The 13,774-nt window shown below is 72.3% G+C and carries 12 protein-coding genes; 5 read left to right on the top strand and 7 right to left on the bottom strand.

Features of this window, described 5'->3' with window-relative positions; translation table 11 throughout:
- Window positions 1-9 precede the first annotated feature (9 nt).
- The 4 genes from KVT44_RS15660 to KVT44_RS15645 form a co-directional block, all read right to left on the bottom strand.
- Entirely contained in the window at window positions 10-933 is a 924-nt protein-coding gene (locus tag KVT44_RS15660; RefSeq protein ID WP_217567490.1) for a hypothetical protein, read from the bottom strand.
- A 225-nt stretch (window positions 934-1,158) separates the two neighbouring features.
- The gene (locus tag KVT44_RS15655) at window positions 1,159-2,004 is read right to left on the bottom strand and encodes a DUF5707 domain-containing protein (protein WP_217567489.1); all 846 of its coding nucleotides are present in this window, start codon (window positions 2,002-2,004) and stop codon (window positions 1,159-1,161) included.
- A gap of 171 nt (window positions 2,005-2,175) precedes the next feature.
- A complete protein-coding gene (locus KVT44_RS15650) occupies window positions 2,176-5,391 on the bottom strand; it encodes a sacsin N-terminal ATP-binding-like domain-containing protein (protein ID WP_217567488.1) in 3,216 nt (1,071 codons plus the stop codon).
- Between the two features lie 608 nt (window positions 5,392-5,999).
- Window positions 6,000-6,926, bottom strand: coding sequence for a DUF3027 domain-containing protein (locus KVT44_RS15645; protein WP_099922000.1), 927 nt, complete (start codon window positions 6,924-6,926; stop codon window positions 6,000-6,002).
- A 476-nt stretch (window positions 6,927-7,402) separates the two neighbouring features.
- Between KVT44_RS15645 and KVT44_RS15640 the strand changes: the two genes are divergently transcribed.
- The 4 genes from KVT44_RS15640 to KVT44_RS15625 are packed head-to-tail and all read left to right on the top strand — an operon-like array spanning window position 7,403 to window position 10,983.
- The gene (locus KVT44_RS15640) at window positions 7,403-8,833 is read left to right on the top strand and encodes an MFS transporter (RefSeq protein WP_217567487.1); all 1,431 of its coding nucleotides are present in this window, start codon (window positions 7,403-7,405) and stop codon (window positions 8,831-8,833) included.
- A gap of 59 nt (window positions 8,834-8,892) precedes the next feature.
- On the top strand, window positions 8,893-9,378 hold the full coding sequence (locus KVT44_RS15635; RefSeq protein WP_067371854.1) for a DUF2771 domain-containing protein: 486 nt from the start codon (window positions 8,893-8,895) through the stop codon (window positions 9,376-9,378).
- Between the two features lie 26 nt (window positions 9,379-9,404).
- Window positions 9,405-10,142 carry a futalosine hydrolase gene (locus KVT44_RS15630; protein ID WP_308314016.1) on the top strand — a complete coding sequence of 246 codons (738 nt, stop codon included), beginning with the start codon at window positions 9,405-9,407 and terminating at the stop codon, window positions 10,140-10,142.
- The gene (locus KVT44_RS15625) at window positions 10,120-10,983 is read left to right on the top strand and encodes a 1,4-dihydroxy-6-naphthoate synthase (RefSeq protein ID WP_217567486.1); all 864 of its coding nucleotides are present in this window, start codon (window positions 10,120-10,122) and stop codon (window positions 10,981-10,983) included. Before KVT44_RS15630 ends, KVT44_RS15625 begins: the two co-directional genes overlap by 23 nt.
- Window positions 10,984-11,074: 91 nt before the next feature.
- Here KVT44_RS15625 and KVT44_RS60015 read toward each other — a convergent pair whose 3' ends face one another.
- The gene (locus KVT44_RS60015) at window positions 11,075-11,458 is read right to left on the bottom strand and encodes a cold-shock protein (RefSeq protein ID WP_067371847.1); all 384 of its coding nucleotides are present in this window, start codon (window positions 11,456-11,458) and stop codon (window positions 11,075-11,077) included.
- Window positions 11,459-11,664: 206 nt separating this feature from the next.
- On the opposite strand from KVT44_RS60015, the gene KVT44_RS15615 reads away from it, so the two are divergent.
- Window positions 11,665-11,931 (top strand): hypothetical protein, encoded by a 267-nt coding sequence (locus KVT44_RS15615; RefSeq protein ID WP_217567485.1) that lies wholly within the window; start codon window positions 11,665-11,667, stop codon window positions 11,929-11,931.
- Here the strand turns inward: KVT44_RS15615 and KVT44_RS15610 are convergent.
- Window positions 11,907-12,578 (bottom strand): HAD family hydrolase, encoded by a 672-nt coding sequence (locus KVT44_RS15610; RefSeq protein ID WP_180292955.1) that lies wholly within the window; start codon window positions 12,576-12,578, stop codon window positions 11,907-11,909. The two genes, KVT44_RS15615 and KVT44_RS15610, sit on opposite strands and share 25 nt — an antisense overlap.
- Before the next feature lie 46 nt (window positions 12,579-12,624).
- Window positions 12,625-13,689 carry a hypothetical protein gene (locus KVT44_RS15605; RefSeq protein WP_217567484.1) on the bottom strand — a complete coding sequence of 355 codons (1,065 nt, stop codon included), beginning with the start codon at window positions 13,687-13,689 and terminating at the stop codon, window positions 12,625-12,627.
- Window positions 13,690-13,774: the final 85 nt, after the last annotated feature.

Raw genomic sequence — 13,774 nt, 5'->3', positions numbered from 1 at the left:
GGGGTGGGACTACTTCACGTCGACGTAGTCACCGGTCGCCGAGACGGCCGGGGTGGTCGTGGTGCCCGCGAAGCTGAAGCGCCAGTAGCCGTCGTAGTTGGCGGTGGTGGTGGCCTTCACGTTGCCGTACGAGTCCGAGTACACCGTCTTGATCGTGGTGTACGTGCTGGTGCCCGCCTTGCGGAACTGCAGCTTGACGGGCTGGTTGGTGAAGCCCTTGTAGGTGTTGGACTCCCAGTTGGCGCGGGTCAGCTTGCCGGTGGCGGTCAGGGTCTTGCCCTTGTAGACCGGCTCCGGGGTCGCGTTGACGGTCAGCTTCGAGTAGCGCTGCACCTTGGTGGTGCCCAGGCCGCCCTGCTCGGCGTAGCCGACCTTGGTGACGTCGAAGGTGGAGCTCTCCGGGTCCTGCCCGTTGTACGCGACGGCGAGAGCGCCCGCCGACCAGGTGCCGGCGTCGGAGTTGAGCAGATCGCCGTCGGCCGGGTAGATGTCGATGTCGCCCTTGCAGCTGGCGGTGGTCGACGAGGTGACGGTGCAGGTCGCCGGGTTGTCACCCAGGAGGAGGTTGTCCGGCGAGTCGTACGAGCCCTTGTAGAGCTCGGGGCCGGAGTAGAAGTCACTCGCGGTGATGTCGACGTCGCTGCCGTGCGTGAGCGTGTACGTCACCGGGACGGCGACGTGGTTGGTGGTGCCGACCTTGACCGCGCTGCCGACCTTCAGGTTGGAGAAGGTGACGTTCATGGCGTACGGGGTGGCGTCCGCGGCGGTGGTGGCGGTGAACGCGGTCATGCGGGAGGCGGCGTGGGCGGCCTCCTGCACCTTGGCGACGTCCGCGCGGTAGGCGGCGGAGTCGTCGGCCTGCGCGGCCGGCACGGCGAACGCGGAAAGGGCCAGGGCGCCGGAGACGGCGGCCACAGTGGCTCGAATGCGCATGCGATCCCCAAGTGGAGAAAGGGGCCCCGACGGTTGGCCGTTCCTCACGGCTCGTCTTCACATGGGGCCCAAGTGATCATTGAGTCTGTTGACTCGGCTGATCAGATCCGCGACAGAAGTAAATGGTTGTACGAGTGATCAAAAGTTTGTGCGCGCATGACCTGGGGCACAGCCCGCGGCGCGCCGGATCCTCCCGGCGGCGCCGCGGGACGGTGATGGCCCGTCTTACTGCACGTCGACGTAGTCACCCGTGGCGTTGACCGCCGAGGTGGTCGAGGTGCCCGCGAAGGCGTAACGGTAGGTGCCGTCCACGGACGCCTTGACCGTCGTCTTCAGCGCGCCACCCGTGGTCGTGTTGATCGTCTTGACCGTGGTGTAGGCGCTGGCGCCCTTCTTCTTGAACTGCAGCTTCACCGGCTGGCCCACGTAACCCGTGTACTTGCCGGTGTTCCAGCTCGCGCGCGTCAGAGCGCCGGTGACCGTGATGGTCTTGCCCTTCTTCACCGGCTCCGGGGAGGCGTTGACCGTCAGCTTGGAGAGACGCTGGAGCCTGAAGCCCTTGACGTTGTCCTTCTGGACGTAGTTGCCGTCGGTGCCCTGGGCGATCGCCCAGACCTTCCAGCCGCCGGCCAGGCTGTCGATGAGGTCCACGTCCGCCTTGACCGTGAAGGTCGACTTGCAGGTCGAGGTGGTGGCGTTGACCTTGGTGCAGGCGGCGCGGCCGTCGGACGAGTCGGCCACGGCGCCGCCGTCGAGGTGCTTGAAGTCCGGGCCGTGCCACAGGATCGCCTGCGCCCACTTGATGCCCGAGTTGTCCTTGGCGGTGAAGGAGACCGTGAACGTCTTCTTCGTGGTGGTGCCGAGGACGACGTCCTTGCCGCCGTTCACGACGACGTTCGAGATCGCGGTGTCCCCGTGCGTCTCGTCGGTCGGAGTCTTCACCGAGTCGGCCACGACGGACCGGGCCACCGAGGCGGCGCCGGGCCCCTCGGCTGCCTGTGCGGCCGGCACGGCGAGGGCGGTCAGGGCCAGGGCACCCGTCACAACGGCGACGGAGGCACGAATGCGCATGTATTTCCCCACGTTGGCAAGGGGCACGCGGCGCGGTACGGCGGCCGCTGCGCCCGGTCTGGATCTGTGGAGTTCGCTGACTCCACAGATCCAGACCTGTGGCGGAAGTGAAGGGTTGTGCGACTGTGTGGAGTTTTTTCGAAGGCCGGTTTGAGCAAACAGATGTGAGGCTCAGTCGAACCAGCGGTCCCGGGCCAGTTCCTCCGTGCGGGACGGGTCCTCCAGCAGGGCCGCGACCTCGAAGCGGCGCGGCCACTGCCCGGCCGCCCAGGCGAGGCCGGCCGCCACGCCCTCCAGGGTGGCGGCGTGCAGCACCCCGTCCCGTGTGCGGCGCCAGTCCAATTCCGTGCCGTCGACGACGAGTTCCTCGTGTTCGACGTACGAGGTGGGGGTCGAGGGGCCCAGCAGGACCCGCACGGACTCCGGTACGTCGTGCTCGGTGCCCTCCGAGGTCACCTCGCCGGTCACCGACTCGCTGAGCCGCCGCACCTGGAACAGCTCGGCGAGATCGGCGGCGCGCGCGGGCCGTACGGGGAGCAGTGGCATGCCGCCGGTGAAGGGCAGCAGGTCGGGCGAGTCGACGACCACGGCGTCGGCGGCGTCCACGACGACCACCTCGCCGTCCACCACGGCCCGCAACTCGTCCGGCAGGGTCACCTGTTCGGGCTCGAGGTCGGCCAGAGCCCCGTAGAGGGCGTGGAGTTGCGCTCCGGAGACCTCGCGGTCGGGGTCGGCGAGCCGGCCGAGGAGTTCGGCGGCGCCGCCGGGCTCGTCCAGGAGGGCGGCCACGGACGTGCGTACGCCCAGCGCCCGCAGGACCTGCTCGTCGTCGAAACCGGTGGCGTCGGCGGCGTCGTACAGGCCGTGCAGGAGGGGGTCGCCGCCCTCCGCCCGCAGACCGGCCGGGCGGCGGCCGTCGAGGACGGGGTGGTCGCGCAGCCACCAGGCCGTGTACGGCCGGACGATCTCGTGCGTGCCGTCCGGGAGGAGGATCCGCACCGGCTGGGTGAGCGCGTCCCGCAGGGGCGGCTGGGAGAGCAGGGCGAGTGCCTGCGGCCAGCGGTCGTCGTCGACCAGGTCCAGGTCCCGTACGGCGACGATCTCCGTCGCGACCGGCGGCACCGGCGTGTCGGGCAGCCGGTCGAGGACGTCCTCGCACCACACGTCGACGGCGTCCAGCAGGCCCGCGTCGTCGGGTTCGGCGAAGTCCGAGTCGCGGGGCTCCAGTTCGTCCGGGTCGAGGACGACGTCGGTGGCGCGGACGAGGGTGAAGTTGGCGAGCACACCACAGGCCGCGAGCGGCTGTTCGCCCCAGCGGTCGGCCAGCTCGCCGTCGACGAAGCCGAGTTCGTCCTCGCGCATGACCTGTGCGAAGGGGCTGCCGGGCAGCACGAGTTCGCCCGCGGGGAGGAGTTCGCCCTCCTCGTCGGGCAGGGCGAGGGCGCCGAGCCAGGGTTCGTCGCCGGGTTCGAGGGCGGCGTCGCGGACGAGGGCGAGGACGGTGTCCGCCAGCTCCTCCGCGTCCGGGGCGTCCTCGTCCCACGCCCCGCCCTCGTCGTCGAGCGAGGCGGCGACGGCGGCACGCACCTGGGGGGTGGTGAGCACGGCGCGAGGCGTGGCCGGGAGGGCGCCCAGCTTCTCCAGGAGGGGGTGGGCGGCGTCGGGGTGGGCGACCTTGAGGCCGAGGCGGGCGAGGGCGTCGGAGGTGGCGGCCCAGGTGTCGTCGGGAGTGGGCCCTTCGGGGAGCGGCAGCAGGATCTGGCGGGGGCCGATGGTCGTACGGCCGTCGGCGAGCGGTACGGGCAGGCCGGAGAGCCGGTCCGGGTCGACGCCGGCGAGGCTGTCGTACAGCCGCCGCCACCAGCCCGGGTCCTTCTCCAGGCCGGCCAGCCGGTCCACGGCCTCGGTGAGCGGCACGCGGGCGACACCCAGCGTCCGCAGCTCCACCCGGCGTTCCAGCCCGGCGGGCAGCAGGCTGGGGATCACCTCGGCGAGGACGCGGACGGTGTCGGCACCGGCGCCCTCGACGATCTCGGCGTCGCGCGGCCGGAGGGCGTCCGGGTTCGCCGCGATCCCCGCGAGACCGATCCCGGCCCCGGCCGCGTCGCTCTCGCCCTCGGGCCAGTCGGCCGGAGAGTCCTGGTCCTTGACCTGCGGGACGGCGGGCGGCAGGAAGGCGGTGCGCGGCAGCCGGTCCAGGATCGCCTGGCGCAGGGTGCCGTCCAGCTCGCCCTTGCCGAGCGGGCCGGGCACGAGGTCGATGATCCCGGTGTCCACGGGGCGCCAGGCGGCGAGGAGTTCGGCGTAGGCGTCCGCGGCGCGCTCCACCAGGAACTCGGTGAGCGGGCCGGGCGCGGCATGGCGCCGGGTGGTGTCGAGCGGGAGGGAGGCGATGAGGAGGGCCGGCACGCCGAGGGGTTCGTCGCTGGGCGTGGGCGCGTGCACGACAGGGCTGGTACGGGGCCGGGCGGGCGTGCCGTCCTCGTCCACCGGGACGGCCCAGGTCACCGACCAGTGCGGGCGCAGGCGCTCCTCGACCGGACGGTCGGCGAGCAGGGCGGGGTCGAGGGGGCCGTGGCGGGAGACGGTGCGGTAGGGCGTGGTGCCGTGGCGGGAGTCCTCGATGGTGACGCCGTGCTCGTCGGCGCGGCGCCGCAGCGTGCGTACGTCCTCGCCGCCCTCCCCGACCTCGACGATCACTTCCTCCAGGCCCGGGAGGGCGAGCAGGAGGGCGTCGTCGATGTTCTGCAGGAGGCGCTCGGCGAGGCCCTCGGCGGCGGGGTCGCGCAGCGGGAGGATCACGACGGTGTCGTACGGGTCCGGGGCGGTGCCCTCGGCCGCGAACGGCAGCCGGAGCAGCGGCACATGACCGTCGCGCCGACGGATCTCGTCCCCGAGGCCCGGGCTGTGGCGGGCGGTGTCCGTCGCCAGCTCGCGGGCCTCGGCGAGGGACCAGCGCACGCCGCCGTGCCGGCCGACCACGGCGGGCTCGTCGGTCACCGCGAGGACGGCCGCGAAGCCGACGCCGAAGCGGCCGACGGCGGTGTCGTGCGCGTCCCGCTTCGCGGAGGCGCGGAGGGTGGCGAGGGATTCGACGCCGGCCGCGTCGAGGGGGGCGCCGGTGTTGGCCGCGAGGAGTACGCCGTCGCGGAGGGTGAGGCGGAGCCGGCCGGGGACACCGGCGCGGGCTGCCGCGTCGGCGGCGTTCTGGGCGAGCTCGACGACGAGCCGGTCCCGGTAGCCGCCGAGGACGAGGTCCTCCTCGGCGTTGGCGTCCTCGCGGAACCGGGCCGGGCTGGTGGCCCAGGCGTCCTGCACTCCGCGGCGCAGGCGGGCCGTGCCGAACGGGTCCGCGCCCTCGGCTGCCGGCCGCACGAACTTGCTCACGGTTCACTCTCCCTCTCGCTTCGCGCGATCGCGAGCGCTGGGCTCGGCCGCGGCATGAAGGTACCGCGCGGCGGAAGGGGTTCCGGCCCGGCCCACGGTGCGTCTCGGCCTGCGGCCCTCTCACACCGGGGCCGGGACCCCGGATTCCGGCCTGCCCGGATCCGCCCGGCCGCGGGCTGCCGGACCCCCTGAACCGGGGCTACGCCCCGGACCCCCACCCACGGATCCCCTGTCTGCGGGCCGGTGGGGGTTGGCCGCGCAGTTCCCCGCGCCCCTGAGGCGGGGGCTTCGCCCCGCGTCCCCCGCCCGCCCTATTCGCTTGGCTGCGGGCCCGGTGGGGCTGGTCGCGCAGTTCCCCGCGCCCCTGAGGCGGGGGCTTCGCCCCGCGTCCCCCGCCCGCCCTATTCGTTTGGTTGCGGGTCCGGTGGGGGCTGGTCGCGCAGTTCCCCGCGCCCCTTTAGGGGCGCTGCGCGCATCTTCAGCCTGTCCGGCGTTTGAGGACGAGCCCTTCGGGCGATGCGGGGGTCCAGGGGGCGGCAGCCCCCGGCGGGGTTGAAGGGGCGGAGCCCCTGGGATGGGTCGGGTAGGGGCGGCGGGGGCGAGGGGAGTTACGAGTGGCCCAGTTCCGCCGCGGTTTCGTCGGGGGTGAGGGAGACCGAACCGGAGTCCGGGGACGGGCGGAGGGGGAAGGGGTCGACCCGGGTCTCGTCGATGACCGGAGGGGCCGGGCGGGGAGTCTTGGGCATGACCGCGGCCTCGGAGTGGCCGCCACAGCCGTAGGAGAGCGAGACGACACGCCCGTCCGCCGGAGAGAACTCGTTCGCGCAGACGCCGAACGCCTGTCCGAGCGAGCCCCCGATGGGGTTCAGGAAGCCACAGCTGACGCAGGACGCGGGGGCGGCCTGGGCCATCGCCGTCTTGGGGCCGTACGACTCCTCCCAGCGGTCGGCCGCGATATGCAGGCCGTAGCGGGACAGGACACGGGCCCGGCGCAGGCCGAGCTCCTCCGCGACGGCCGCGATCGAGCCTCGTCGCGGGGCGAACGGCAGGTGTGCGGGGGTACCGGCGGTGACCTCGGCGTCCTCCGCCTCGACCAGTTCCGCCATGTCCTGGGAGACCGCGGAGTTCGGCGCGGGCTCGTCCTCCCCGGAGAAACCGGGCTCCAGACGCAGATCCTCGGCGTCCGTGGGCAGCAGGTCGCCCGGGCCCATGTCCCCGGGACGCAGCCGCTCGCTCCACGGCACCCACTCGGGGGCGAGCAGGGAGTCGGGGCCGGGCAGCAGCACCGTCTCGTCGAGGGTGACGACCTTCGCGCGGGAGGCACGGGCGACGGTGACGGCCCAGCGCCAGCCGCGGTACCCGAACTCCTTGCACTCGAAGTAGTGCGTGACAACGCGGTCCCCCTCGGAGACCAGTCCCACGTGCTCGCCGACGACGCCGGGGGCGGCGGCCTCCTCGGCGGCGGTGCGCGCGAGGTCGACGGCCTCGGCGCACAGGCGGTCGGGGGTGCGGCTTCGCGTTGTCGCTGCGCTCACAGGTATCGCTTCTCTCCTACGCCGTCTCACGGGTGCGCCATTCCTCGGCGGGAGTGCGGACGGAGCGGACCGGTGGGCCGCGTCGACGTCCACGCCCGATCGCACTCGGGCGCACCTACGTCATCCATTCTGCGGGATGACCGAGAGGCGCGCGGCCGAGAACAACCGCCGCAGGCGCGCTACGCACGCTACCTTCTCCTGAGCCCTGGGCCCACACCGGCGGGGCGCTTCCGCACTCCGCGGCAGGTTTCCGGACCGCTCCGACACAGTGTTTTCCCACCCCATACCCCTTCTCGTACGGATCGAAAAGAACCTCGCACAACCGTCGCGGTCGGCCGGAAAACGCTCCTCGGCCCCGCCCCGGTCCGGTTCGGCACCTCGACACGCGACCCGCGTGCGCCCCGTCACCAGCCCACTCGGCCGCCATACGCGCGGTAACCGCACTACGTACGCACTTCTCGGGGCACTATTGCGGAGTGGCAGCCGCGAGGTCGCCCCAAGGAGCCGCCGGTGTCGGCGCTGCCAAGGGCGGCACCAGAAGTGGCGGATCGGGCCGGATGACCGGTTCCGTCCGCGCGGTGGGCCGTGCCCTGCATTTCCCGGTGACCGGAACGGCGCGCGGGATCCGCAAGGCGACGCACGCGCACGGGGCGGGCGAATCCGGCCTCGGGAAACTGATCGAGCTGCACGCGGTGAACGGCGCCGGCGATGTCATGATCACCGTCGCCCTCGCCTCCACCGTCTTCTTCTCGGTGCCGACCGACGAGGCACGCGGGCGCGTCGCTCTCTACCTCGCCATCACCATGGCGCCCTTCACCGTCCTCGCCCCGGTGATCGGCCCGCTTCTGGACCGTCTGCCGCACGGCCGCCGGGCCGCGATGGCGGGCGCGATGTTCGCCCGGGCCATGCTCGCGCTGCTGCTGTCGGGCGCGGTCGTGACCGGCAGCCTGGAGCTGTATCCCGCCGCGCTGGGCGTGCTGGTCGCGTCCAGGTCGTACGGGGTCGTACGAAGCGCCGTGGTGCCGCGGCTGTTGCCACCCCGGTTCTCCCTGGTGAAGGCGAACTCCCGGGTCACCCTGGGCGGACTCCTGGCCACCGGTGTCGCCGCGCCGATCGGGGCGGGGTTGCAGGCCCTCGGCCCGCGCTATCCGCTCTACGGCGCCTTCGTCATCTTCATCGCGGGGACGTTCCTGTCGTTCACGCTGCCGCCCAAGGTCGACTCGGCCAAGGGCGAGGACCGGGCGCTGTTGGTGGCGGACGAGGAGCATCTGCACGGACCGCAGCTCATCAAGGACAAGCTGCGGCGGCCGGGGCTGCGCACCGTCGGTACGGCCGTCACCCACGCCCTCGGCGCCAACGCCGCCCTGCGCTGTCTCTCCGGCTTCCTGATCTTCTTCCTCGCCTTCCTGCTCCGCGAGCACCCGCTCACCGGCGAGAGCGCGGCCGTCTCGCTCGGGATAGTGGGCGTCTCGGCGGGCGCGGGCAACGCGCTCGGCACGGCGGTCGGGGCCTGGCTGAAATCGCGCGCCCCGGAGATCATCATCGTGACGGTCGTCGCGTGTGTGCTGGGGGCCGCGATCACCGCCGCCCTGTTCTTCGGTGCCTTCCTGGTGGCCTGTCTGACGGCGGTCGCGGGGTTCTCGCAGGCGCTCGCCAAGCTCTCCCTGGACGCGCTGATCCAGCGGGACGTGCCGGAACTCGTCCGTACGTCGGCGTTCGCGCGCTCGGAGACGCTGTTGCAGGTGGCCTGGGTGTTCGGCGGCGCGATCGGCATCGTGCTGCCCCTCAACGGCACGCTCGGTCTGTCCGTGGCCGCCGCGATCGTCGCCGTCGGATGGCTGACCACCGTGCGGGGGCTGCTCGGCGCGGCGCGGCGCGGGGGTCCGGCGCGGTCACGCGTGGCCTGACGGCGGCACGCCGTACCCCACGTGGGGAGAGCGGTGGACGTGCCCGATAGCCTTCGGCCATGACCTCCCTGCCCCGCGGCAGAGCCGCCAATGGACATCGCCGTCGCGCCGTTGCCGCTCTCGGCGCCGTTTCCGCCGGACTTCTCGTCCTGTCCGCCTGTGACAAGCCGACGCCGCTGGCCACCATCACGGTCGGCAAGAACTCCGTGAGCTCCGAGACCGACTGCTACAACGACGGCAAGGAGGTGAAGACCGCGGACCTGGCCAAGTGCCTCAAGGGCACGGACATCAAGTCCATCAAGGTCGACCCCGACGAGACCGTCCGGTTCGGCGTGGACCCGAAGATCGCCGACAACGGCTGGACGATCCTGATGAACGGTCAGCCGCTGACCGACTCCAGCAAGAAGACCTACCGCACGATCCCGGGCAGCGTGTTCTTCAACGCGCAGTACGGCGCGAGCGGCAACTCCACGCTGGTCTCCATCAAGGAGGGCGACAAGACGGTGACCGGGCTGTGGTCCTTCAAGCTCAAGAAGGACGCCTGATCGCTGCCGCTGGGCTGAAGGTGCTGGTGGCCACCGCCGTTCCCGTGGAGAGGGACGCGGTGGCCGGGGCGTTCACTGCCACCGGCCGTTCGCTGCGGCTGCCCGGGACGACCCTGGAGCGGCTGTCCCCGGCCTCCCGCGACAGCACTGCCGCCCGCGTGACCCTCGATCTGCTGGCCGCCGGGGTGGGGCCCGCTCCGGCCGCGTCGTCCACCGCGGGCGCGCTCACCGCGGCCGCCCTGGACGGCACCCCCTACGACCTCGTCGTCTCCACCGGGATCGGGGGCGGTTTTCAGCCTGAGGCCCCGGTGGGATCCCTCGTCGTCGCCGACGAGATCACCGTGGCGGACCTGGGCGCCGAGACCGCGGACGGGTTCCTGCCCGTCACCGAGCTGGGGTTCGGGACCGTCAGCCACCGTCCGCCGCAATCACTCGTACGAGAAGTCGTGTCGGCCACGGGTGGACGCGCCGGAACCGTACTGACCGTGTCCACGGTGACCGGCAGCGCCGAGCGCGCCGCCGAGCTGCGGGCCCGCCATCCTCGCGCCCTCGCCGAGGCCATGGAGGGCTTCGGGGTCGCCGAGGCGGCCGCCGCGCACGGTGTGCCCGTACTGGAGATGCGCGCGGTCTCCAACCCCGTCGGCCCGCGCGACCGCGCCGCCTGGCGCATCGGAGAGGCTCTCGCGGCCCTCACCGAGGCGTTCGGGAAGCTCGCGCCCGTCCTGGAGAGTTGGAACCCACATGACCCAGACCACCAGCCCTGAGAAGACGCTGCAGATCGCGTACTCGCCCTGCCCGAACGACACCTTCGTCTTCGACGCCTGGGCCCACGGCCGCGTCCCGGGCGCACCCGCTCTCGACGTGACCTTCGCGGACATCGACATCACCAACGGCATGGCCGAGCGCGGCGAGTTCGACGTGCTGAAGGTGTCGTACGCCGTCCTGCCGTACGTCCTCGACGAGTACGCGCTGCTGCCGTGCGGGGGCGCGCTGGGCCGGGGCTGCGGGCCCCTGGTCCTCACCCGGGAGCCGGACGCGGACCTGACCGGGCGCACGGTCGCCGTGCCGAGCGAGCGGTCGACCGCCTACCTGCTCTTCCGTCTCTGGGCCGCGGACACCGTTCCCGGCGGGGTCGGCGAGATCGTCGTGATGCCCTTCCACGAGATCATGCCGGCGGTACGGGACGGGAAGGTCGACGCCGGACTCGTCATCCACGAGGCCCGTTTCACGTACCAGAACTACGGGCTGCACAAGCTCGCCGACATGGGCGAGCACTGGGAGCGCACGACCGGGCTGCCCATCCCCCTCGGCGCCATCATCGCCAAGCGCGCGCTGGGCGAGGAGCGTCTGAAGGGCCTCGCCGACGCCGCCCGCGCCTCGGTCCGCGCCGCCTGGGACGACCCGGAGGCCTCGCGCGCCTACGTCCTCGAACACGCCCAGGAGATGGACCCGGCCGTCGCCGACCAGCACATCGGCCTGTACGTCAACGAGTTCACCGCCGACCTCGGGGAGGACGGCTACGCCGCGATCCGGGGCCTGCTCACCCGCGCGGCGGCCGAAGGACTGGTCCCGGCACTCGGACCCGACGCCCTGTCATTCCCCTGATCCCCGGCCGACGGCACGGACGGGGCCGAGGAGCTGATCACGCCCCTCGGCCCGGATACGCTTCCGGCGCTTCCTTCCGCCCGCCCGCGGGCTATACGTCGAGTTGGTCGGCGACCGCGCGCAGGAGGCCCGCGATCTTCTTGCCGGAGGCCTTGTCGGGGTAGCGGCCCTTCTCCAGCATCGGCGTGATGTTCTCGAGAAGGGTCGTCAGATCCTGCACGATGGAGGCCAGTTCGTCCGGCTTACGGCGCTGGGCGGCCGCGACGGAGGGGGTCGGGTCCAGGATGGTCACCGAAAGCGCCTGGTCACCGCGCTGGCCGGCGACGACGCCGAACTCCACGCGCTGGCCGGGCTTGAGCACATCTACTCCGGCGGGCAGGACCGAGGAATGAACGAAGACGTCGCCGCCGTCGTCGCGGGAGAGAAAGCCGAAGCCCTTCTCGCTGTTGAACCACTTGACCTTGCCGGTAGGCACGTCTGTCCTCGTCCTCGTACTCGTCGGAAACTGCTCTGAAACTGCACGGGCGCACACTCGGGCCGTTGCACGGGCAACGGTCGGAAACTGCCCCGGATAGCACTACAGCGGGTCGTCGGACCCGCCGGTACCAAGGCTAATGGTCCCGGGGCCGGTGACAAGACGTCGCCGGATTGTTCCTTCGCGCTGGGAACTACCCTGGTCCGGTGCGTGACAAAACCCAACCGAATTCCGCAGAGCCTGGTGACCGGCTGATCCGTGCCGGTGCCATCGTGTTCTTCGTCGGAGCCGTGGCCACACTCGTCACCGTGGCCCCGCTACTCCTCCATACGACGCCTTTTCCGACGTACATGTTCGGCTTGAGCATGTTCATGGGCGTCGGCTTCCTGATCGCCGCGGCGGGGGTGTTCCGGTCCGTCGCGGCGGGACGCCGTCAGGCCCGCGCGATTCAGGCCCGTACGGCCTCCCGGTAATCCCCGCGGTAGTCGCTCAGCCACGCCGGGAACTCCGTCAGGTCGCCCAGCACGACATCCGCGCCCGCCGCGCGCAACTCCGCCGCGTCGCACGGGCCGGTGGCGACCGCGACGGAGTACGCGTCCGCGGTGCGCGCGCCGCGGACGTCGCCGGTGTGGTCGCCGACGTACACACGCGCGCCGTGCTCCCGCAGCGCCTGCGCCTTCTGTTCGGCCCACAGGTTGCCGACGACCGCGTCGGCGTCGATGCCCAGGTGGTCCAGATGCAGCTTGGCGTTGGGCTCCCACTTCGCGGTGACGACGACCGCGCGCCCGCCCGCCGCGCGGACCGCCGCGACGGCCTCGCGGGCGCCGGGCATCGCGAGTGTGCCGGTGATGGCGTGCACGGGGTACATCTCGCGGTAGAGGTCGGCGATCGCGGGCACCTGGTCCGCCGGGAACCAGTTGATCAGCTCCTCCGCCAGCGGCGGTCCGAGCCGCGTGACGACCAGGTCGCAGTCGATGTACGTCCCCGTGCGCTCCGAAAGTGCCTGGTAGCAGGCGTGGATGCCGGGGCGGGAGTCGATCAGGGTCATGTCGAGGTCGAAGCCGACGGTCAGCAGGTGGGGAGTCCGGGGGGTCGTCGATGCGATAGGCATATGGACCATTGTGCCCAGGTGCCCATTGGTGGCCGGTGGCGGTCCGTCGCGCGGGTCAGCGGCGTCGCTGTGAGCGCCACACCAGGTACAGCGCCGAGGCCACGGCCGCGCCCCTGACCACCCACGGCCAGGTCTGCGCGACCGCCTCGTTCATGTGCCCCTTGACGATCGGATCGCCCCAGCGGCCGTCCGTACGGCCCCACAGCCAGACGACGCCCGCCGTCACGGCCAGCCCCGGCATGCCGAGCACGGCCCACTTCGACTCGACGGGGCTCAGTCGGCGGGAGGCCCAGGCGATGAGCCAGCCGAGGCCGAGGGCGAACCAGTTGCCGAGGACGGCGCCGACGACGAGGAGGACGGCGGCCAGCAGAAGGAGGGGGTTGCTCCAGTTGCCGGGGCGGGGGAGCCGGCGGCGGGGCGCGGCGGTGACGTCGGGCTCTTCGACGGAGGCGGGCTTCTCGGCCTTGGGCGCCTTGGGCACCTTGGCCGACTTGGAGGACTTGGAGGGCTTGGAGGGCTTGGAGGGCTTCGGCCCCGCTTCCTCGACGGAGTCGGATTCGTCCTCGTCGTCGTCCTCGTGCCTCGGTGGTGGCTTGAGCAGTTCGGGGATCTCCACACCGCCGACGAATCCCGGCACGCTGTCCCCCAGCCCGAACGGGCTGGTGTCCTTGCGCCACCAGTCCGGATCCGCGGAGCTGTCGCCCAGTTCGTGCGTGCTCGCGAGGTGGGGCGGGGAGGGGGCGTCGTCGGCCTCGGTGGGGCGGGGCGCGGGTTTCGGCTCCGCCGGGCGTGGCCTCGGGACGACTCGGCGCAGGCCCTTGGGGCGGTCGTCGGCCTCGCCGGCGCGCTGGGTGGGGACGGCGGCCCAGGTGTCCGTACCGGCCTCGGGGGCGCCCTCGCGGGCGGCGGCGACGATGTCGTCCGGGGTGCCGAGGCGGGAGAGGATGCGGCGGACGGCGGCCGGGCTGTCGACGGGGGCCTTCGCCCGGCGTCGGTCGATCTCGTTGCGCAGCTCCGACACGAGTCGCATGCGGGTGGCCGAGGGCAGCTGGCGCTGCTGGGCCAGGTCTCCGACGCGGCTCAGATAGTCGAATACGAGCTGGTCGCTCTCAATCCCCACGAAGTCCCCTCCGGGGCGCGCACGTTGTAGACCCCGTGGCCACGACGGTACCGCGTACGCCCCGAGTTCTTCGCCCCCGCCGCCC

This window comes from Streptomyces sp. GbtcB7 (genome assembly GCF_019091445.1).
Taxonomy (GTDB): domain Bacteria; phylum Actinomycetota; class Actinomycetes; order Streptomycetales; family Streptomycetaceae; genus Streptomyces; species Streptomyces mirabilis.
The sequence above is the reverse complement of the archived record's forward strand: the minus strand, read 5'-3'. Positions and strand labels throughout refer to the sequence as shown.